This is a genomic window from Lutibacter litoralis (assembly GCF_014646675.1).
Lineage (GTDB): Bacteria > Bacteroidota > Bacteroidia > Flavobacteriales > Flavobacteriaceae > Lutibacter > Lutibacter litoralis.
In genome coordinates this window covers 12,236-30,064 of record NZ_BMNS01000006.1, presented here as the reverse complement: position 1 = coordinate 30,064, position 17,829 = coordinate 12,236, and the positions used below count along the sequence as shown (strand labels likewise).

22 protein-coding genes and 1 tRNA gene are annotated in these 17,829 nt (G+C 28.1%); 14 read left to right on the top strand and 9 right to left on the bottom strand.

The features are described 5' to 3' along the window. The first annotated feature begins 501 nt into the window (after window positions 1–501). Window positions 502–885 carry an HPF/RaiA family ribosome-associated protein gene (locus tag IEW75_RS10325; protein ID WP_229714437.1) on the top strand — a complete coding sequence of 128 codons (384 nt, stop codon included), beginning with the start codon at window positions 502–504 and terminating at the stop codon, window positions 883–885. Here IEW75_RS10325 and IEW75_RS10320 read toward each other — a convergent pair. Genes IEW75_RS10320 through IEW75_RS10305 form a run of 4 tightly spaced genes read right to left on the bottom strand, consistent with a single transcriptional unit; the run spans window position 882 to window position 3,263 of the window. Further along, on the bottom strand, window positions 882–1,541 hold the full coding sequence (locus IEW75_RS10320; RefSeq protein ID WP_134246358.1) for a phosphoribosyltransferase: 660 nt from the start codon (window positions 1,539–1,541) through the stop codon (window positions 882–884). The two genes, IEW75_RS10325 and IEW75_RS10320, sit on opposite strands and share 4 nt — an antisense overlap. Then, window positions 1,538–2,185: a dienelactone hydrolase family protein gene (locus tag IEW75_RS10315; protein WP_134246357.1), complete on the bottom strand. Its 648-nt coding sequence runs from the start codon at window positions 2,183–2,185 to the stop codon at window positions 1,538–1,540. Before IEW75_RS10315 ends, IEW75_RS10320 begins: the two co-directional genes overlap by 4 nt. Before the next feature lie 10 nt (window positions 2,186–2,195). Continuing rightward, window positions 2,196–2,642 carry a DUF2267 domain-containing protein gene (locus IEW75_RS10310; RefSeq protein ID WP_134246356.1) on the bottom strand — a complete coding sequence of 149 codons (447 nt, stop codon included), beginning with the start codon at window positions 2,640–2,642 and terminating at the stop codon, window positions 2,196–2,198. 12 nt (window positions 2,643–2,654) lie between these two features. After that, a complete protein-coding gene (locus IEW75_RS10305; RefSeq protein WP_134246355.1) occupies window positions 2,655–3,263 on the bottom strand; it encodes a WG repeat-containing protein in 609 nt (202 codons plus the stop codon). Window positions 3,264–3,453: 190 nt separating this feature from the next. On the opposite strand from IEW75_RS10305, the gene IEW75_RS10300 reads away from it, so the two are divergent. After that, window positions 3,454–3,858, top strand: coding sequence for a hypothetical protein (locus IEW75_RS10300; RefSeq protein ID WP_134246354.1), 405 nt, complete (start codon window positions 3,454–3,456; stop codon window positions 3,856–3,858). Between the two features lie 104 nt (window positions 3,859–3,962). After that, window positions 3,963–4,403 (top strand): hypothetical protein, encoded by a 441-nt coding sequence (locus IEW75_RS10295; RefSeq protein WP_134246353.1) that lies wholly within the window; start codon window positions 3,963–3,965, stop codon window positions 4,401–4,403. Window positions 4,404–4,407: 4 nt separating this feature from the next. Here the strand turns inward: IEW75_RS10295 and IEW75_RS10290 are convergent, their stop codons facing one another. From IEW75_RS10290 to IEW75_RS10280, 3 genes are all read right to left on the bottom strand, one after another. Beyond that, window positions 4,408–6,450, bottom strand: coding sequence for a tetratricopeptide repeat-containing sensor histidine kinase (locus IEW75_RS10290; protein WP_134246352.1), 2,043 nt, complete (start codon window positions 6,448–6,450; stop codon window positions 4,408–4,410). 107 nt (window positions 6,451–6,557) lie between these two features. Then, window positions 6,558–7,238, bottom strand: coding sequence for a M15 family metallopeptidase (locus tag IEW75_RS10285; protein WP_229714436.1), 681 nt, complete (start codon window positions 7,236–7,238; stop codon window positions 6,558–6,560). Window positions 7,239–7,273: 35 nt separating this feature from the next. Beyond that, window positions 7,274–7,708, bottom strand: coding sequence for a GNAT family N-acetyltransferase (locus IEW75_RS10280; RefSeq protein WP_134246351.1), 435 nt, complete (start codon window positions 7,706–7,708; stop codon window positions 7,274–7,276). Window positions 7,709–7,976: 268 nt separating this feature from the next. Here IEW75_RS10280 and IEW75_RS10275 point away from each other — a divergent pair. Next, a tRNA-Gly gene (locus tag IEW75_RS10275) sits at window positions 7,977–8,049 on the top strand. Between the two features lie 31 nt (window positions 8,050–8,080). Here the strand turns inward: IEW75_RS10275 and IEW75_RS10270 are convergent. After that, window positions 8,081–8,725 carry a rhomboid family intramembrane serine protease gene (locus tag IEW75_RS10270; protein WP_134246350.1) on the bottom strand — a complete coding sequence of 215 codons (645 nt, stop codon included), beginning with the start codon at window positions 8,723–8,725 and terminating at the stop codon, window positions 8,081–8,083. A gap of 105 nt (window positions 8,726–8,830) precedes the next feature. Between IEW75_RS10270 and IEW75_RS10265 the strand changes: the two genes are divergently transcribed. Both IEW75_RS10265 and mgrA read left to right on the top strand, forming a co-directional pair. After that, window positions 8,831–9,712, top strand: a complete 882-nt coding sequence (locus tag IEW75_RS10265; RefSeq protein ID WP_134246349.1) for a lysophospholipid acyltransferase family protein — start codon at window positions 8,831–8,833, stop codon at window positions 9,710–9,712. Between the two features lie 42 nt (window positions 9,713–9,754). Further along, window positions 9,755–10,744, top strand: a complete 990-nt coding sequence (mgrA, locus tag IEW75_RS10260; protein ID WP_134246348.1) for an L-glyceraldehyde 3-phosphate reductase — start codon at window positions 9,755–9,757, stop codon at window positions 10,742–10,744. 82 nt (window positions 10,745–10,826) lie between these two features. Here mgrA and rocD read toward each other — a convergent pair whose 3' ends face one another. After that, a complete protein-coding gene (gene rocD, locus IEW75_RS10255) occupies window positions 10,827–12,101 on the bottom strand; it encodes an ornithine--oxo-acid transaminase (RefSeq protein WP_134246347.1) in 1,275 nt (424 codons plus the stop codon). Window positions 12,102–12,307: 206 nt separating this feature from the next. Here rocD and IEW75_RS10250 point away from each other — a divergent pair, with 206 nt between their 5' ends. The 8 genes from IEW75_RS10250 to IEW75_RS10215 all read left to right on the top strand — a co-directional run bounded on the left by IEW75_RS10250 (window position 12,308) and on the right by IEW75_RS10215 (window position 17,826). Beyond that, window positions 12,308–12,724 carry a c-type cytochrome gene (locus IEW75_RS10250; protein WP_134246346.1) on the top strand — a complete coding sequence of 139 codons (417 nt, stop codon included), beginning with the start codon at window positions 12,308–12,310 and terminating at the stop codon, window positions 12,722–12,724. 73 nt (window positions 12,725–12,797) lie between these two features. Continuing rightward, window positions 12,798–14,213 carry a 23S rRNA (uracil(1939)-C(5))-methyltransferase RlmD gene (gene rlmD / locus IEW75_RS10245; RefSeq protein WP_134246345.1) on the top strand — a complete coding sequence of 472 codons (1,416 nt, stop codon included), beginning with the start codon at window positions 12,798–12,800 and terminating at the stop codon, window positions 14,211–14,213. Between the two features lie 60 nt (window positions 14,214–14,273). Next, window positions 14,274–14,732: a DUF6452 family protein gene (locus IEW75_RS10240; RefSeq protein ID WP_134246344.1), complete on the top strand. Its 459-nt coding sequence runs from the start codon at window positions 14,274–14,276 to the stop codon at window positions 14,730–14,732. Further along, window positions 14,698–15,411, top strand: coding sequence for a DUF6048 family protein (locus tag IEW75_RS10235; protein WP_134246343.1), 714 nt, complete (start codon window positions 14,698–14,700; stop codon window positions 15,409–15,411). The genes IEW75_RS10240 and IEW75_RS10235 overlap by 35 nt, the downstream gene beginning before the upstream one ends. 31 nt (window positions 15,412–15,442) lie before the next feature. Next, window positions 15,443–16,390 carry an isopenicillin N synthase family dioxygenase gene (locus IEW75_RS10230; RefSeq protein ID WP_134246342.1) on the top strand — a complete coding sequence of 316 codons (948 nt, stop codon included), beginning with the start codon at window positions 15,443–15,445 and terminating at the stop codon, window positions 16,388–16,390. Beyond that, entirely contained in the window at window positions 16,387–16,557 is a 171-nt protein-coding gene (locus tag IEW75_RS10225; protein ID WP_158283744.1) for a hypothetical protein, read from the top strand. Before IEW75_RS10230 ends, IEW75_RS10225 begins: the two co-directional genes overlap by 4 nt. Window positions 16,558–16,599: 42 nt before the next feature. After that, the gene (locus IEW75_RS10220) at window positions 16,600–16,950 is read left to right on the top strand and encodes a translation initiation factor (protein WP_134246341.1); all 351 of its coding nucleotides are present in this window, start codon (window positions 16,600–16,602) and stop codon (window positions 16,948–16,950) included. 3 nt (window positions 16,951–16,953) lie between these two features. Continuing rightward, window positions 16,954–17,826, top strand: coding sequence for a nucleoside phosphorylase (locus IEW75_RS10215; RefSeq protein WP_134246340.1), 873 nt, complete (start codon window positions 16,954–16,956; stop codon window positions 17,824–17,826). The last annotated feature ends 3 nt before the right edge of the window (window positions 17,827–17,829 follow it).

The following is a 17,829-nucleotide window of genomic DNA, read 5'->3' as shown; positions in this document are numbered from 1 at the left end:
AAATTAAACTTTTTTTAAAACATTTAATGTAAAAACATTTAAAAAAATTAAGGTTTTAAGAGCGTATTTATAGGTTATAATTTTAGTATTGTTTGTAAAAAAATCAGTTTTAAAGTTGTTTAAATGGATAGTTTACACTTAAAACCTTTTAAAAGAAACAGGAAGTTCTAACTTCCTGTTTCTCAAAAAAATAAAGAGTTTTAGTAATTTTTAATTAGTAGATTTTTAGAATAGCTAATTATTTAAGCTCTTTTAGAAGAAGTTGTCTAAAAAATTTAAGTAGTTATTTGGAGTAAAAAATCCGTTTTATATAAAGTTAAATTAATTTGCTGTTTCTATAAATAAAACGTTTTATACAACTTCTTCTTATAGTAATTGAAATGAATTAGAGAAAGTAGCGCATAAAGTGTTATGCAGAATATTAAAGAGTGTAAAAATACTATTTAATTGCATTTGTTTGGGTTAATTTTGGTATAAAATATATTCAAAATGGCAGCTTAAATGGTAGAATTAAACTCTTTAAAAGGAAGCAGGGAACGTAAAAAATTCCCTGTTTCTTATTTTAATTTAAAATATAAAACTATGAAAATTAACGTACAATTTGAAAAAATGCCAACCAATCAATCTGTTGAAAATCTGGCAATTAAAAAACTTCAAAAACTTAACAAAAAATTTGATTGGATTATTGCTGCAAAAACATTTTATAAGTTAGAAAAAGACCCAAAAGGAAAAGGGAAAATCTGCCGTATAGAATTAAGTCTTCCCGGACCAAAAATAGTTGCATTTTCTAACGAAGAAACCTTTGAAGAGGCTACAGACGAAACTATTCGCGATTTAAAAATACAGTTAAAAAAAAGAAAAGGTGAAATGAAACCCTTTGCTTAAAAATGAAGCTCATCTATTTTTAAATTTGCATTCGCTCGTTTTAACAAATCAATAACTTGAGTATCATCAACCTGTTTAAATTCTTCAAAAAATTGACCAACAGCCTGAAAACTTCTAGGTTCTAATAAACAAATAGTCATGTATACAGCAGATAAGGCTTTTATCCTTTTTAATGCTGAAGGAGGAGCTACTGGAAGGGCTACAATAATTTTTATAGGTGCTGCAATTTTAATTAGTTCTATACTTGCAATTAGGGTGTTTCCAGTTGCAACACCATCATCTACAATAATTACAGTTTTATTTTTTAAATTAATTGTTTTTTTTGAACCATAAAATAACTGCTGCCTTTGTTTTAAAATACCTCTTATTTTTTTAATCTCCTTTTCAATATATTTGTTTGAAATTCCCGGTACAGCCTCACTTAAAATATAACTATCTAAAGTTACCGCCCCTATTGCGTATTCCTTATTAAAAGGGTGTCCTATTTTTTTTGAAAGAACAATTTCTAATGGAAGGTTTAATTTTTTACAAATTTGGTAACCTACAGGAACACCTCCTCGAGGAATTGCTACAATTACAGTATCTTTTTTATTACTATAATTTACCAATTTATCAGCCAATAAAATACCTGCTTCTTCTCTATTTTTAAACATCATATATATTTATTAAACCAATCTCCGGAAAGTTTGGCTACAATTTCTAATTTACCATATTCTTCAAACAAATGAGAAGCTCCTTTAATAATTTTAAGTTCACAAATACCTGTTATTTTAGCTTTTGCAAGTTTATTTAATTCAATTACCGCTTTATCTTTTTCTCCAACTAATAATAAAGTTGGTGTTTTAACTTTGTCAAGTATGCCAAGTGCAAGATCTGGTCTACCTCCTCTTGAAACAATAGCTTTAATGTATCTATCATCAGACATACTCGCTGCAGTTAATGCAGAAGCCGCACCTGTACTAGCTCCAAAATAACAGATACTTAAATGTTTAGTTTCTTTATTAGAACGCACCCATTTAGTAACCTTGGCTAATCTTTCTGAAAGTAACTTAATATTAAATCTGTTTTCGTAAATAAGATCTTCTTTAGTTGTTAAAAGATCAAAAAGCAGGCTAGAAAAACCCATATTTAATAGCAAACCTGCAACATAATTATTTCTAATACTTAACCTACTACTTCCGCTTCCGTGAGAAAAAATAATAATTCCTTTACTATTATCAGCCAAACGTAAATTCCCTTTTAATTTAACGGAATCTATATTTAAATCTATTTCTTTATATATTTCTTTTATTGCATTCATTTTAAACTTTTTAGAACATAAAATTATGATATACTATCGATTTTAAATCTTTTGGTAATTCACTTCTAATATCTTCCAATTCACCTAGAGAAATAAATCTACGCAATAGAATAAATGTAGTGTGTATGTAGTTCTCTACCTGTTCATCATTTTCTAAATCATGGAAAGAAGTTATCCCATTAAAATCTCTAACCAAATCTATAAATTCTTCCATATTTTTTATCTTATTTTTCCTATGGCTAGACCATCCATTTACATAAACTGCCTTTAAAAACATTGGAAACTGGGCTATTAACTGCAAAGATTCTTGTATTGAAATAATTTCACGCAAACCGTGCAAAATAGATGTTAAAATTCTGCCTGCTTTATCTGTATCATTCTTAAGGTTTAATTCCTTAGCGTATTCTTTTAAAAAAGAATTCGCTTCTGCTGCAAATTGATTGAAATTTAGTGACATACTTTTTTTAAGTTAAAATTGATAAACATCCCATTTCATATCGTGTTTTTGAACAGCAACAATTCCTGGTGCAATAAATTTAGAATGAAATACTGGCGGTACTATAGATTTTCTTTTTTGCAAATTATACTTAAAAGGGTTTTCTAAATATCGTACTTTTTCACCCATAGTATTAATTACAAATTCTTCAATATTAGAAGAAATTATATCTTTATTTAAAAGCTTATTAAAACCAATAACCTCTTTAGATGGAGCAATAACTAGTGCATGTCCGTTTTTAAAATTAGTAGCGTTTAAAAATTGTGGTGCTATAACTATTGTACCCGTGTTATCTATATATCCAAAATAATAAATTTCATCAATTAGTTTTTTAATTAAACATCTATTATTTTTAAATACTGGATAAGAACTTGAATTGCCTAGATTATTTGTTACTACCAAATCACTTCTATAATCAATTACTAACTCACCTTGTTTATTAATAAAACCCCATTGATTGTTTTTTTGCACTGCAGCTAAATCTTCTTGAAATGGATAAACCTCATCAACATTACTCAATATTTGTGCAATACTTGAAGTGGCAATTTGAAGGAAAAAAAATATAATTAGTAAATTTTTCATGACACTTTATGTTTATATTTCCTATAAAGCTATATATAGCATTAAATTTTTAAAATGATTTTGCTCAATTTTAAAAAAAAATGTACAAGATTAAAGCAAAAAAATAAAGCTTATTAGTTTCTAGACTTGATGAATATCATTTTAGAATTAGGTATTCTAACGTAATTTAGAAAACCTTAATATAAGAATCATGGCAACCAATTTAAATTTTAGTAATAAAAATAAGGATGATTTTGTAGGTAAATTGGAAAATTGGGTTTCATATCTAACTTTTTTTAAAACTGAAATTGATTTTTTAAAAAAAATTATAAACACCTACCCTTTTTCAACAAATGCTAGAAACTTGTTTGAAAATATTCAAATATATAGTAAAAAATTAGATGATTTTAATTTTAATAGACTACTGATTTTAAAGAAATTAACCCTCGTAAATCAGGAAATTAAAAAAAATAAAAAAGAGAAAATTCATAAAAAAGATTCTCACCTAACAAATGAATTTAACCTACTCGAAGATGAAATACTAACTTTTATAAAGTCTTATAATAATTTAAAAAATACAGTTTACAACTATGTTTATGCACTATTACCAACTTAGTTTATTAAAAGCTAACACAAATACTATAAAATGATGCACATCATTTTTAATACACCAAATAGTTCTTAATTTTAGAATACATAATTTATTAAAAATATATAAAAATGACGACAATTTTAAAAAGTAAAAAAAGTGGGAGCTCAAATAATAAATCCATTGAAGAATTTCATGAAGATTCTAAAACGTGGCTCTCTGAAATTGATTTTATCAGTTATGAAATTCAATTTTTAAAGCATCTGTTAAGTGCAAAATATATTGACTTTTTAGATGCTGGATTATATGAACGCATTAAAGAAGTTACTAAAGAAATATTTGAAAAAAAGAATGATTGTGTAAGTCTTAAAGAAAAAGTGCTAAATCATGAAGTAAAAATATCCGATTTAGTTGATAGAGCTGATAAAAGCAAGGAAAACTTTTTAGAAACGCATAACAGTCTAGCTTTAAAAATAAACAAATTTATAAGTAGTTATAAATATTTAAAAATGCAAATATTTGAAATAGTAGAGAATACACTTGAAAAAAATAAGCAAAAGAAGTTAACTTAAAAAACTATTCTTGGTAAACCGGTAAAGAAAATACAAACTCACTACCTTTATTTAACGTACTCTTAACCCAAATTTTACCACCATTTTTTTCAACAAAATCTTTACAGAGAATAAGGCCAAGGCCAGATCCTTGCTCATTAGCTGTACCTATACCAGAGTTTTTGTTTTCAATATTAAATAAATCTTCCATATAAGCTTGGGTCATGCCTACTCCAGTATCTTTAATAGAAACAGTTGCAAAATTATCTTTAATACTTGAAGTTATATAAATTTCACCTTTAAGTTTTGTAAATTTAATTGCGTTAGATAGTAAATTTCTAAGAATTGTATTTAACATATTTACATCAGCATTTACAAACAAGTTATGATATACATTGTTGTAAATACTAATTTCTTTATTAATTGCCTGAATTTCAACCAAAGAAATAACATCTGAAACTTGTTTTACCAACTCTATTTTAACTGGTTTAAATTTTAGAGTTCCCGATTGTGAATTTGCCCAGATTAATAGGTTATTTAATAAATCTGAAGCCTTGGTTGTTGAACCTTTAATAATTTTTAAAAATTTGAGGCGTTTTTCTTCATCATAGGTCGCCATGTTTTCTATCAATAATTCTGTAAAACCTCTAATAGAATTAAATGGATTTTTTAAATCGTGGGCAATTATTGAGAAAAATTTATCTTTAGTATCATTTAATAATTTTAAATTATCTGTTTGAAGTTTAATTTCCCTATTCATTCTTTGAATTTGATAATTTTTAAATTCTAATAAATTATAGGCCTTCTTTTTTGATGTTTGTTGGTAAATTAAAACAATAACTAAAAAACCAAAAATTGAAATTGCAATAACTAAAAAATACATTATTTTCTTTTCATTTTCATTTTTTAATGAGAGTTCATTAATTTTGAAATTTGACTCCTCTAATTTATTTAAAGCATTAAACAATAGTACCTTTTTTCTTTTATTGGTTTTTAAAATAGTATCATTTATTACTGTGTATTGTTTTAAAATATCTAAGGCTTTTAACTTATTGCCTCTTTTTTCATATATAAACGACAAGTTTTTTAAATTATCTTTTTTTATATCTAACAAACCTAATTTATTAGATATATCAAGACTTTTATTCCCGTAAAATATTGCGTTATTATAATTCTCAATACTTTTCTCTAAATCTGATAGGTTTAAATAAATTATTGCTTTTAATCCTTCCTTATTTGTTAACTCTGTTGTTTTTTCAAGAGCTTTATTAAAATAAACTTTAGCATCATCATAGTTATTTAATTTCATATAATAATCTCCAATATTATTATAATTTAAAGCAATGCCTTCATTATCTTCAATAGACTCCTGTAATTCAATAGATTTAAAATAATATTCAACCGCATTAGAAGTAGCGTCTGAGTCTGTTATTGCATTTGCAATATTTGTATAGGTTAATGAAATGCCAAGGGTATCTTTTAAATTTATATAGATATCTAAGGCATCATTATAATATTTTTCAGCAAAATTATAATTTTCATTCTCATAATATAAATTTCCAATATCAACAAAATTATAAGCCTCTCCTTCTTTGTTATTCAATTTGCGGAAAAGAGTTAGAGATTTAAAATAATAATCAATTGCTTTATCTCCCTCTGTTAAAGTTGAATAATTATACCCAATTAAATTTTTAATTTGGGCTACCATTTTCAAATTGTTTAACGCTTCATAATGTATAAGTGCCTCGTTAAAATACTCAATGGCTTTATTAAATTTATAGGTTTCTTGATGATAATATGCAATATTAAACAAACATTCAGCTATTTGAGATTTAGAATCTATCCGTTTAGCCAATTCTAAAGCATTTTTATAAAAGTAATACGATGAATCTATTTCTTCCTTATAATAATGTTTATTTCCAATTTCAATAATTTCTGCAACTCGAATAGAATCTGCATTTTTATTATTAAGATTATTTGGAATATCTTTATTGTTACTTAAAAAAATAAAAGCACTGCTTTTAAAAGTAATTAAAAATAGAATTAAAAAAGCACTATTTTTTATCATTTATAGGGTGATATGACTAAAATTTAAATTAATGACTTCTTCTTTATTTTATTTAAAACTCAAATTTAATCTATTTTTTTTAAATACAATATTACTCGACCGAAATGTTAATCATCTAATAGACTAGGATTTATATCCAAAATGTTTTCTAAAGAATATTTAACTATAAATTCTCTTGTTAAATATTGGTTACCATTTAATTTTAAATTTTTATAAAATGTTATTAAATCTATTCTTTTAAATGCATTGAGCATTGGCTTAGATAAAGGCTTGTAGGTATAATGCCATGGCTCATATTTAAACCCTTTTCTTTCTAAATTATTAGTATAAACCAAATAAAACCCAAAAGATTCAGCGTTTTTATCCATCCATTCTTTTAATTCAAAATATGCACCATCCTTCTCATAATTAATTTTATTTAATAAATTACTAGGAGCTTGAACTGAGGCATCAATAATATCAATATCTGTTCCCCAATGATGCCTTGAAGAACCGGGAAGCGTAGAGTATTCAATTATTTTTTGTAATGCTTCATCTGGCATTAAACCCTGTGATATGTATGAATTGTATTTTCTATTCCAAATTTTTTTTTGGCGATTAAAGCTTCTGTAACCAGAAACAATTTTAATAGTAATACCTTCTTCTAAAGCTGCTTTTTTCATCTCTTGAAAAGCGTCAAAAGCTTCTTTTTGTAATTTAAAAGATGTTCCTACTAATGTTAAATCTCCTCTACCCGTTAATGCTTTTGCACTAAATTGATTTTGAGATAAAGTCTTAAAATTCATCATAAAAATAAAAAAACATAAAAAATATCGTAGCATAGTTAAGTTAAATATTTATACATACTATAATGACCTCCTATTAAAGGAATATCAAACACCTCTCCAAAAGTTTTAAAACCTTGTTTTTTATAAAAATCAACTGCAATTACACGTGCATTGCACCATAAACAGTCAATATTTAGTGGTTTTAAAATTTTTTCAGCCTTTATAATTAACTGTTTACCTATTCCAAAACCTTGATATTGCGTTAAAGTAGCCATACCTCGTAATTGGTATTGCAACCCTTTAAAGTTTCTATTTTTTACTTTCATAAAACTTGAAACAGCTATTAACTTATCCTCTTTAAAAGCTCCAAGATGAAAAGTATCCTTATCTAAATCTCCATTAAATTTATAAGGTAAATCTATATCTTTTCTTAATACTTCTAATCTAATAGCATAGGTTTCTTGTGCACTAATATTTTTAATTTCTATCATTTTAATTGTATAATAAACCTTGATTTAAAACTGTTTATAGTTTTCTATGAGTCAGCCACAAATTACCAGCCCTCAAAAGAATAACCCGGACAGCTAATTTAGTATTAAAAATAAACTTATTAAAGATAAATTAATTCAAATAATATTTAAAATAAACCTTAAAAAGGTATCACTTAAAAGTTTAAATTCTCTAACACAAAAAAAAACTAAATTTCTTAAAAAAACGTTTGCTAAAGTTAAAAAGGATTGTATATTTGCCTCACCAATTGCGAGAGTAGCTCAGTTGGTAGAGCTTCAGCCTTCCAAGCTGACTGTCGCCGGTTCGAGCCCGGTCTCTCGCTCAAAAAAAAGCCAAACATTTGTTTGGCTTTTTTATTTTAAACGATTTCCAAAAAGCAACAATAACACAATTGGTACTCCTAAAATTAAAACCGTAAAAGTACTATTCAAAAATACTTCTGGATACACTAATAGTGTTAAAGCAAAACCACCTATTGCGCCACCTAAATGCGCTGTATGTCCAATATTCCCCAATTTCTTTTTCATTCCATAAACAGAATAAAGTATATAACCAATTCCAAAAATGTAGCCTGGAATAGGTATTGGCAATGGAAAAATCATTAAACTCATTGATGGATTCAACAAAATAGAGCCATAAATTATACCAGCCACTGCTCCAGAAGCTCCAACAGCACTATAATACAATTCATTTTTATGATATGTTAGCGTTAAAAGACTTCCAGCAATTAAACTTCCAAAATAGAGTATTAAGAATTTAATAACTCCCAATTTTAATATTATTATTGGCGCAAAAATGTACAAAACATACATATTCAAAATTAAATGCAAGTAATCTACATGCAAAAACCCTGAAGTTAACATCCTAATTTTTTCACCTCTATTTATAGCTCCAATCTGAAATTTATACTTGTCAAAAAATATACGATCACTAAACCCCTTAATAGAGGCAATTACATTAGCAATAATTAGAATTAACAGTATTTTATCTATATTCATTTAAATTATTTTTAGACGATTGCACGAATGTATAAAAAATTGATGATATTGAATTAATTGTTCACCAAGAAACAAAAATTAAATGCGATATTTGCATCAATCAATATGAATTTACTTATTTACATACTCGTTTACCCAATAATTTGGTTACTTTCTATTTTACCTTTTAGAATATTATATATTATTTCTGATGGTCTTTATTTACTGGTATATTATATAATTGGTTATAGAAAAAAAGTGGTTTTTAATAATTTAAAACTTTCTTTTCCAGAAAAGACCGATAAAGAACTTGTGAAAATTAGCAAAGAATTTTACCGGCATTTTGTTGATGTATTTATAGAAATGATAAAATCGTTTACGGTATCTAAAGAAGCAATCTATAAACGATACAAATACCCAAATATTGATTTTTTTAAAGAATTGTATAAAGACGGGAAAAGTGTAGTTTTAGTTGGCCCGCATTATGCAAATTGGGAGTGGATAATGAGCGTAGATTCTTTTGTTTCTTATAAAGGATATGCCGCCTATACAAAAGTAAATAACAAGTATTTTAATAATAAAATATTAAAATCTAGATCTAAATTTGGAACTTCCCTAGTACAAACTTCAAAAATTATTGCTGAAATTAAATCCAATCAAAAAAATAACATACAAGCTATGTATGGTTTACTTAGCGATCAATCTCCACAATTAAAAAAGACTTTTTATTGGAATGAGTTTTTAGGCGTTAAAGTTCCTATTCATACTGGGGCAGAAATGCTTGCAAAAAGATATGATTTAAATATGGTATTTATGGATGTAAAAAAAGTAAAACGTGGCCATTATGAAACCACTTTTAGTTTAATTACAAATGACGCTACTAAATATGAAGATTACCAATTAACCGATATTTTTTTAGAAAAAGTTGAAAAACAAATTAGAACAAATCCAGCGTATTATTTTTGGACACATAAACGCTTTAAACACAAAGATAAAGCACCTGAATAAAAAAATTACAGTAAATTCCTATTAATTCGTAACAGCTAAATTATGAGTAAAAAATTTAAATATGAAGCAGACGCTTCGAGATATAACAAAATGAATTATAGAAGAACAGGAAACAGCGGTTTGTTACTTCCTGAACTTTCGCTAGGCCTATGGCATAATTTTGGCAGAAATGACGATTTTCAGAATGCAAGAAATCTACTAAAGTGTGCTTTTGATAATGGAATAACTCATTTTGACTTAGCAAATAATTACGGTCCACCGTACGGCTCTGCGGAAACAACTTTCGGAAAAATATTAAAAAAAGATTTCAAAAAATATAGAGATGAATTAATAATTTCTTCTAAAGCTGGCTACGATATGTGGGATGGTCCTTATGGTGATTTCGGTTCTAAAAAGTACCTAACTGCTAGTTTAGATCAAAGTTTAAAACGTATGGAACTAGATTATGTAGATATTTTTTACCACCACCGTCCAGATTATGATACCCCTTTAGAAGAAACTATGGGTACACTTGATTTAATGGTGAGGCAAGGTAAAGCATTGTATGTAGGTATCTCTAACTATCAACCTGAAAGAGCAGCAGAAGCTTTTAAAATTTTAAAAAAATTAGGAACTCCTTGTTTAATTCATCAACCAAGATATAATATGTTTGACCGATGGGTTGAAGACGGGTTGTTAGATTTGATTGAAAAAGAAGGAGTTGGTGCAATTGCTTTTTCTCCATTAGCACAAGGAATGCTTACTGACAAATATTTAAATGGTTTTCCTGAAGATTCTAGAGCTATAAAAGATGGACGTTATTTAAAAAAAGATCAAATAGAACAGCAACTTTCAAAAATTAAGCAATTAAATGAAATTGCTCAAAACAGAAATCAAAGTTTGGCACAAATGGCCATTTCTTGGATTTTAAAAGATGACAGAATTACATCTGTATTAATTGGAGCAAGTAAAACCGAACAAATTTTAGATAGTTTAAAGGCTATTAAAAATACTACTTTTTCAAAAGAAGAAATTGAAAAAATCTCAGAATAACTTATACACTGTACACAAATATAAAAACACTAAAAAAAGCGGCATAATTGCCGCTTCTTTTTATAATCTTTATTATTAAAATTTATTTAAACTCTAAAATTGTCTTTTTTATAATTGCAACACATTCTAACAATTGTTCTTTAGTCATTACTAGTGGGGGTGCAAAACGAATTATATTTCCGTGTGTAGGTTTTGCTAATAAACCATTATCTCTTAATTTAATACAAATATCCCAAGCTGTAGTGCTATCTTCAGTGTCGTTAATTAAAACTGCATTTAACAATCCTTTTCCACGAACTGCAGTTACCAAATTGCTTGAATCAACAATTTTTTGCATTTCACTTCTAAAAAGTTCACCTAAAATATTTGCATTTTCTGCAAGTTTTTCATCTTTAACAACTTCTAAGGCAGCAATTGCAACAGCACACGCCAAAGGATTTCCTCCAAATGTAGAACCATGTTGTCCAGGTTTTATAACATTCATTATCTCATTATTTGCAAAAACAGCAGAAACTGGATATACGCCTCCGCTTAAAGCTTTTCCTAAAATTAAAATATCTGGTTTAACTTCAGGTGTTCCCGAACAATCTTTATTTTCACAAGTACAATTACCGCAAGTTGCTAATAAGCGTCCAGTTCTTGCAACTCCTGTTTGAACTTCATCTGCAATAAACAGTACATCGTATTTTTCGCATAATGCTTTTGCTTTTGCTAGATATCCTTCAGAAGGGACATAAACTCCAGCTTCACCCTGAATTGGTTCTACTAAAAACCCTGCAATATTTTTGGTTGCTTTTAATACATTTTCTAACGCTTCTAAATTATCATACTCGATCTTTATAAACCCAGCCGTAAACGGACCAAAGTTTTTACGTGCATCTTCATCATTAGAAAAAGAAATAATTGTAGTTGTACGTCCGTGAAAATTATTTTCGCAAACTACAATTTGCGCTTCATTTTCCGGAATTCCCTTTTTCTCATACGCATATTTTCTACATAATTTTATAGCAGTTTCAACTGCCTCTGCCCCTGTATTCATTGGCAAAACCTTATCAAAACCAAAATAATCGGTTACGTATTTCTCGTAATTCCCTAAGACATCATTATAAAATGCCCTAGATGTTAGGGTTAATTTACTAGCTTGTTCTGTTAAAGCATTAATTATTGTTGGGTGGCAATGCCCTTGATTAACTGCGGAGTACGCAGATAAAAAATCATAATACTTTTTTCCTTCTACATCCCAAACAAATACACCTTCTCCTTTACTTAAAACTACAGGAAGTGGATGGTAGTTATGTGCTCCGTATTTGTTTTCTAAATCAATTGCTTGTTGTGATGTTAATTTTTCTGAAATCATCTCAATAAAATTCTAAATTATAAAATAATCAATTCCTCATTTAAGGAGAGAAATCATCCTAATTTCCTCGCAAATTACAAAATATTTTATGGATTCTTAAAACTTCAAAAAAGAAGTATTAAAACAAAGTAAAAATGTCGTAAAAATTACATAATGTTAAAATTATTTCGATAAATTTGTTATAAATTATAATTAAATTAAAAAAAATGAAAAAATCAGTTTTAGTGTTAGGTTTAGCTGCTGTAATATTTACAAGTTGCGGAGAAAAAAAGAAAGAAGAAGTTAAAAAAGAAGTTGAAACAAAAGTTGAAGCAGTAGAAGAAAAAGTTGCTGATGCTGGAGACAATATTGAATTAGGAAAACAATTATTTTCAGATAAAACATGTACAACATGCCATCAACCAGATGCGAAAGTTATTGGCCCATCAATTAAAGAAATTGTGAAAGTTTATGATGAACAAAATGGTGATCTTGTAAAATTTTTAAAAGGAGAATCTCCTGCAATTGTTGATACTGATCCAGGTCAAGTTGCAATTATGAAAGCTAACTTAGACGGTTTTGTAAAAGACTTAACTGGTGATGAATTAGCTGCACTTGCTGCTTACATGAGAAGTGTAAAATAACACACTAAACAATTTAATTAAAAGCATCTCTTTTCGAGGTGCTTTTTTTGTGTTAAAATATTACATTTGCAACATGGCAAGAAGAAAGAAACAACTTATTTTTGAAAACATTGAAGTAATAGATGCTGGCGCAAGAGGAAAAACTGTTGCAAAAGCACCTGACGGACGTGTTATTTTTTTAACAAACACAGTTCCAGGTGATATTGTTGATATTAGAACTGGTAAAAAAAGAAAAGCGTATTTTGAAGGTACTGCAATAAAGTTTCATAAATATTCAGATAAAAGAACAGAACCTGTTTGCGAACATTTTGAACATTGCGGTGGTTGTAAATGGCAAAATATGGACTATAAGCATCAACTTGCTTACAAAGAAAATGAGGTTAAAAACAATCTTATTAGAATTGGTCATTTAGAATTACCTGAAATTACTCCTATCTTAGGTTGCGAAAAAACCTACTTTTATAGAAATAAAATGGAGTTTTCGTTTTCAAATAGCCGCTGGTTAACCTTGGAAGAAATAAATTCTGAAGAAGAAATTGATAATAGAAATGCTTGTGGATTTCATATTTCTGGAATGTGGGATAAAATTTTAGATGTTTCTAAATGTCATTTACAAGAAGATCCATCAAATGATATTCGTAATTTTATTAAAAATTATGGAATAGAAAATGGATTGGAGTTTTACAATCCAAGAGAACAATCTGGTTTATTGCGAACTATTATGTTACGAATTTCTTCAACTGGAGAAATTATGGTTGTAATCCAATTTTTTAAAGAGGATAAATTAAAACGCGAAGGTTTATTAAATGCCCTTGCCCTAGAATTTCCTCAAATCACATCACTTCAATATGTAATTAACGGTAAAGGAAACGACACCTTATACGACCAAGATATTATTTTATTTAAGGGAAGAGATCACATTTTTGAAGCCATGGAAGGGTTGCAATTTAAAATTGGACCAAAGTCATTTTATCAAACAAATTCAACACAAGCTTACGAATTATATAAAATTACACGAAATTTTGCTAATTTAACAGGTAATGAAGTGGTGTACGATTTTTATACAGGAACAGGAACAATTGCGCAGTTTGTTGCAAAAAATGCTAAAAAAGTAATTGGAGTAGAATCTGTACCAGAAGCAATTGAAGATGCTAAACTAAATGCACAATTAAATAACATTGAGAACGTTGAGTTTTATGCAGGTGATATGAAAGATGTTTTTAATAATAGTTTTATAAAAAAACACGGACAACCAGATGTTATTATTACAGATCCACCAAGAGATGGAATGCATAAAAATGTGGTAGCAAAGATTTTGGAAATTTCACCAAAACGTATTGTTTACGTTAGTTGTAATTCGGCAACACAAGCACGTGATTTAAGTTTAATGAAAGATCAATACAACATTATTAAAACGCAAGCTGTAGATATGTTTCCGCAAACGCATCATGTCGAAAATGTGGTTTTATTAGAATTGAAAGGATCTTAAAGATATTTTAAAATTTTTACTACCGTAAAAATGCCGAAATACTATTGAATTAAAATAATTATGAAAAAATATAGTACATTAATAATTTTAGCACTTATCTTAATGTTAAGTTGTGAAAAAGATGACATTTGTTTGGAAAACACAACCCCCTATTTAATGCTTAAGTTTTATAATTTTGAAAATGATACACTTGTAAAAACTATAGATATAGATTCTATTAGAGTACTTAATAAAGAATTAATTTCTGATTATACCGCTAAATCTTTTGATTCAATAAGCATTCCTCTTGATATAAATCGATACAAAACAAGTTATCAAATAACATCTAAAAAAACAACAGATACTATTTATTTTAGTTACGATAGAAAAGATATATTTGTATCTAGATCATGTGGCTACAAAACTAATTTCGAAAATTTAGCCATTGATAGCACAACAAACAACTGGATAAAAGCATACAATATTAATACTACAATTATTGACAATGATACAACGGCACATATTAATATTTATCATTAGTATTCTAGTTCATTTTTCGGCAAATTCACAAGAGCAGAAACAAGAACAAGAAAAAGAACAAGATTCTGTTAAAACAAAAATTAATTATGCCATTAGAGTTGGTGTAGATATTAGTAAACCTATTATATCATTTTTAGATCAAGATTCTAAAGGATTGGAATTAACGGGAGATATGCGCATTGTAAACAATTATTTTGCAGCTGTTGAATTAGGTTTTGAAGATGTCTTAAAAACTGAAGATTATATAAATTTTACCACAAAAGGTTCTTATATAAAATTAGGCGTAAATTATAACGCCTACGACAACTGGATTGGAATGAACAACCAAATATATGTGGGAGCGCGTTATGCTTTTAGTTTTTTCGAACATACTTTAAACAGCTATACACCTAATGTTGATGGTACTTATTTTATTCCAGATTCCGTTAATGCAGGAACAAATTTTAAAGATTTAAACGCACATTGGTTAGAGTTTTTGTTTGGAATGAAAGTCGAAACTTTTAAAAATATATTTTTAGGTGCTCAGTTTAGTGTTAAAAAAATGATTAGCACCCAAGAACCTGAAAATTTTAAAAACTTGTATGTGCCAGGATTTAATAGAGTTTTTTCTAATGATTTAGGTATTGGTTTTAATTATACCATCAGTTATAATTTACCCATATTTAATAAGTACAAATAATTTTATTACTTTTATCTGTAAACATTTTTTTATGAACAATATACCTAGCGTGGATTTGTCAGACTTTTTAGCTGAAGATCCTTCAAGAAAGCAAAAATTTATTAAAGAAATTGGTGAAGCCTATGAAGAAATTGGTTTTGTAGCATTAAAAAGTCATTTTTTAACAGATGAATTAACTACAAATTTATACGCAGAGGTAAAACGTTTTTTTGAACTTCCTACAGAAATAAAAGAATCCTATGAAATTGAAGGTATAGGTGGACAACGAGGTTATACATCATTTGGAAAAGAAAGTGCTAAAGGTAAAAAACAAGGAGATTTAAAGGAGTTTTGGCATTTTGGACAAGAAGTAATTGGCAATGACACTTTAAAGACTCAATACCCTAAAAATGTTCTGGTTAAAGAGGTTCCAAATTTTAATAAAGTTGGAATGGAAGCCTATAAAAATTTAGAAAAAACGGCTATCTATGTGTTACGGGCACTTGCCTTATATATTGGTTTAGATGAATTTTATTTTGATAAATATGTAACTAATGGTAATAGCATTTTACGTCCGATACACTACCCTCCTATTCAAGGAGAACCAAAAGGAGCTGTGCGCGCAGCTGCACATGGAGACATTAATTTAATAACATTGTTAATGGGTGCATCTGCTGCTGGTTTAGAAGTACAAAATAAACAAGGTAAATGGATTCCAGTAACGGCTTTGCCAGAACAATTGGTAATAAATGTTGGAGACATGTTAGAACGCCTTACAAATAATAAATTACGCTCTACCATTCATAGAGTTGTAAATCCACCAAGAGAAGAATGGGGAAAATCACGATATTCTATTCCGTTTTTTACGCATCCAATTAGCGAAATGTCTTTAAACTGCTTACCAGAATGTATTACAGAAACCCACCCAAAAGTATATGACGATATTACTGCTGGAGCGTTTCTAAATGAACGTTTAAGAGAATTAGGCTTGATAAAATGATTTCAAAAAAAGTAATTTCATTTTTTACATTCGGAGTATTTTTAATAATTGTAGGTGCTATTTTAAAATTCACAAAAAATCCGCAAGCAAACTTAATTATGGCTATTGGTTTATTATTTGAACTTTTTGCTGCTTTGTTATTTATTTGGAATAAACTTAAAAAATAAGACTAGTTTTAGTATTTTTGTAAGTACAATTTTTGAATAAAAATGGGTAAAAAGAAATTAAATAGTCTTGAAGATTTAGGTGGATTTGTCTTTTCTACAAACAATGATTTTGACTTAAAAAAAGAAACTACTACTGAAACTTTAGCACCAAATAAACAATTTTTAGAAGCACACTTTTCTAACAAGGGAAGAGGTGGAAAAACAGTAACAGTTATTACTGGTTTTGAAGGCGCGGAAGCCGATTTAAAAGCCTTGGGAAAATTACTTAAAACTAAATGCGGCGTTGGTGGAAGTGTAAAGGATAATGAAATTATTATTCAAGGAAATTATAGAGATAAAATAATGCAACTTCTTAAAAAAGAAGGATATAATATAAAACGCGTTGGCGGATAGCTTATGAACAAAATAGCAGATTCAGAATTAATTTTAAATCCAGATGGTAGTGTTTACCACTTAAATTTAAAACCAGAAAATATTGCACACACTATAATTTTTGTGGGTGACCAAAATAGAGTTCCAAAAATTACAAAACACTTTGATTCTATAGAGTTTGAAACTCAAAAAAGAGAGTTTAGAACAATTACAGGAGTTTATAAAGGCATTAGAATGTCTGTAATTTCAACAGGTATTGGACCAGATAATATAGATATTGTACTGAATGAATTAGATGCATTAGTAAATATAGATTTAGAAACTAGAACGGTAAAAAAGCAACATACACAGTTAAATATTGTTAGAATTGGTACTTCTGGCTCTTTACAAAAAGACATTCCTGTAGATAGCTTTGTATTAGCAAAATATGGTTTAGGTTTTGATGGCATGTTACTTTCCTATGATTGTGACCACGTACTTGAAGCCGATTTTGAAAATGCATTTATAAAACACACTAATTGGAGCGACAGAAAAGCAAGACCTTATATTGTTAAAAACAGTACTGCTTTAGAAAAAAGATTACTGAGTAATAAAGTATTTGCTGGTGTAACCGCAACGGCTGGTGGGTTTTACGGCCCACAAGGAAGAGTATTAAGATTAGCAATTCAAGATCCTGAACTAAACAGTAAAATTGATAATTTTGAATACAAAGGTGTTAAAATAACGAATTTAGAAATGGAGACTTCCGCAATTTACGGCTTGTCAAAATTATTAGGACATAATGCCTGTTCTATGAATGCTATTATTGCAAATAGAGCCAACGGAACTTTTAGTGAAGACCCTTACAAACCTGTAGAAGAACTAATTATTTATACATTAGATAAACTTAGCTCGTAAAAT

Bases quoted from the DNA above. Each gene is read 5' to 3' on its own strand.
- IEW75_RS10235 (WP_134246343.1), top strand. From the start codon at position 14,698: ATGATACAACGGCACATATTAATATTTATCATTAGTATTCTAGTTCAT.
- IEW75_RS10220 (WP_134246341.1), top strand. From the start codon at position 16,600: ATGGGTAAAAAGAAATTAAATAGTCTTGAAGATTTAGGTGGATTTGTC.
- IEW75_RS10250 (WP_134246346.1), top strand. From the start codon at position 12,308: ATGAAAAAATCAGTTTTAGTGTTAGGTTTAGCTGCTGTAATATTTACA.
- IEW75_RS10310 (WP_134246356.1), bottom strand. From the start codon at position 2,642: ATGTCACTAAATTTCAATCAATTTGCAGCAGAAGCGAATTCTTTTTTA.
- IEW75_RS10325 (WP_229714437.1), top strand. From the start codon at position 502: ATGGTAGAATTAAACTCTTTAAAAGGAAGCAGGGAACGTAAAAAATTC.
- IEW75_RS10225 (WP_158283744.1), top strand. From the start codon at position 16,387: ATGATTTCAAAAAAAGTAATTTCATTTTTTACATTCGGAGTATTTTTA.
- rocD (WP_134246347.1), bottom strand. From the start codon at position 12,101: ATGATTTCAGAAAAATTAACATCACAACAAGCAATTGATTTAGAAAAC.
- IEW75_RS10240 (WP_134246344.1), top strand. From the start codon at position 14,274: ATGAAAAAATATAGTACATTAATAATTTTAGCACTTATCTTAATGTTA.
- IEW75_RS10295 (WP_134246353.1), top strand. From the start codon at position 3,963: ATGACGACAATTTTAAAAAGTAAAAAAAGTGGGAGCTCAAATAATAAA.
- IEW75_RS10320 (WP_134246358.1), bottom strand. From the start codon at position 1,541: ATGATGTTTAAAAATAGAGAAGAAGCAGGTATTTTATTGGCTGATAAA.
- mgrA (WP_134246348.1), top strand. From the start codon at position 9,755: ATGAGTAAAAAATTTAAATATGAAGCAGACGCTTCGAGATATAACAAA.
- IEW75_RS10230 (WP_134246342.1), top strand. From the start codon at position 15,443: ATGAACAATATACCTAGCGTGGATTTGTCAGACTTTTTAGCTGAAGAT.
- IEW75_RS10300 (WP_134246354.1), top strand. From the start codon at position 3,454: ATGGCAACCAATTTAAATTTTAGTAATAAAAATAAGGATGATTTTGTA.
- IEW75_RS10285 (WP_229714436.1), bottom strand. From the start codon at position 7,238: ATGATGAATTTTAAGACTTTATCTCAAAATCAATTTAGTGCAAAAGCA.
- rlmD (WP_134246345.1), top strand. From the start codon at position 12,798: ATGGCAAGAAGAAAGAAACAACTTATTTTTGAAAACATTGAAGTAATA.
- IEW75_RS10315 (WP_134246357.1), bottom strand. From the start codon at position 2,185: ATGAATGCAATAAAAGAAATATATAAAGAAATAGATTTAAATATAGAT.
- IEW75_RS10280 (WP_134246351.1), bottom strand. From the start codon at position 7,708: ATGATAGAAATTAAAAATATTAGTGCACAAGAAACCTATGCTATTAGA.
- IEW75_RS10290 (WP_134246352.1), bottom strand. From the start codon at position 6,450: ATGATAAAAAATAGTGCTTTTTTAATTCTATTTTTAATTACTTTTAAA.
- IEW75_RS10265 (WP_134246349.1), top strand. From the start codon at position 8,831: ATGAATTTACTTATTTACATACTCGTTTACCCAATAATTTGGTTACTT.
- IEW75_RS10215 (WP_134246340.1), top strand. From the start codon at position 16,954: ATGAACAAAATAGCAGATTCAGAATTAATTTTAAATCCAGATGGTAGT.
- IEW75_RS10270 (WP_134246350.1), bottom strand. From the start codon at position 8,725: ATGAATATAGATAAAATACTGTTAATTCTAATTATTGCTAATGTAATT.
- IEW75_RS10305 (WP_134246355.1), bottom strand. From the start codon at position 3,263: ATGAAAAATTTACTAATTATATTTTTTTTCCTTCAAATTGCCACTTCA.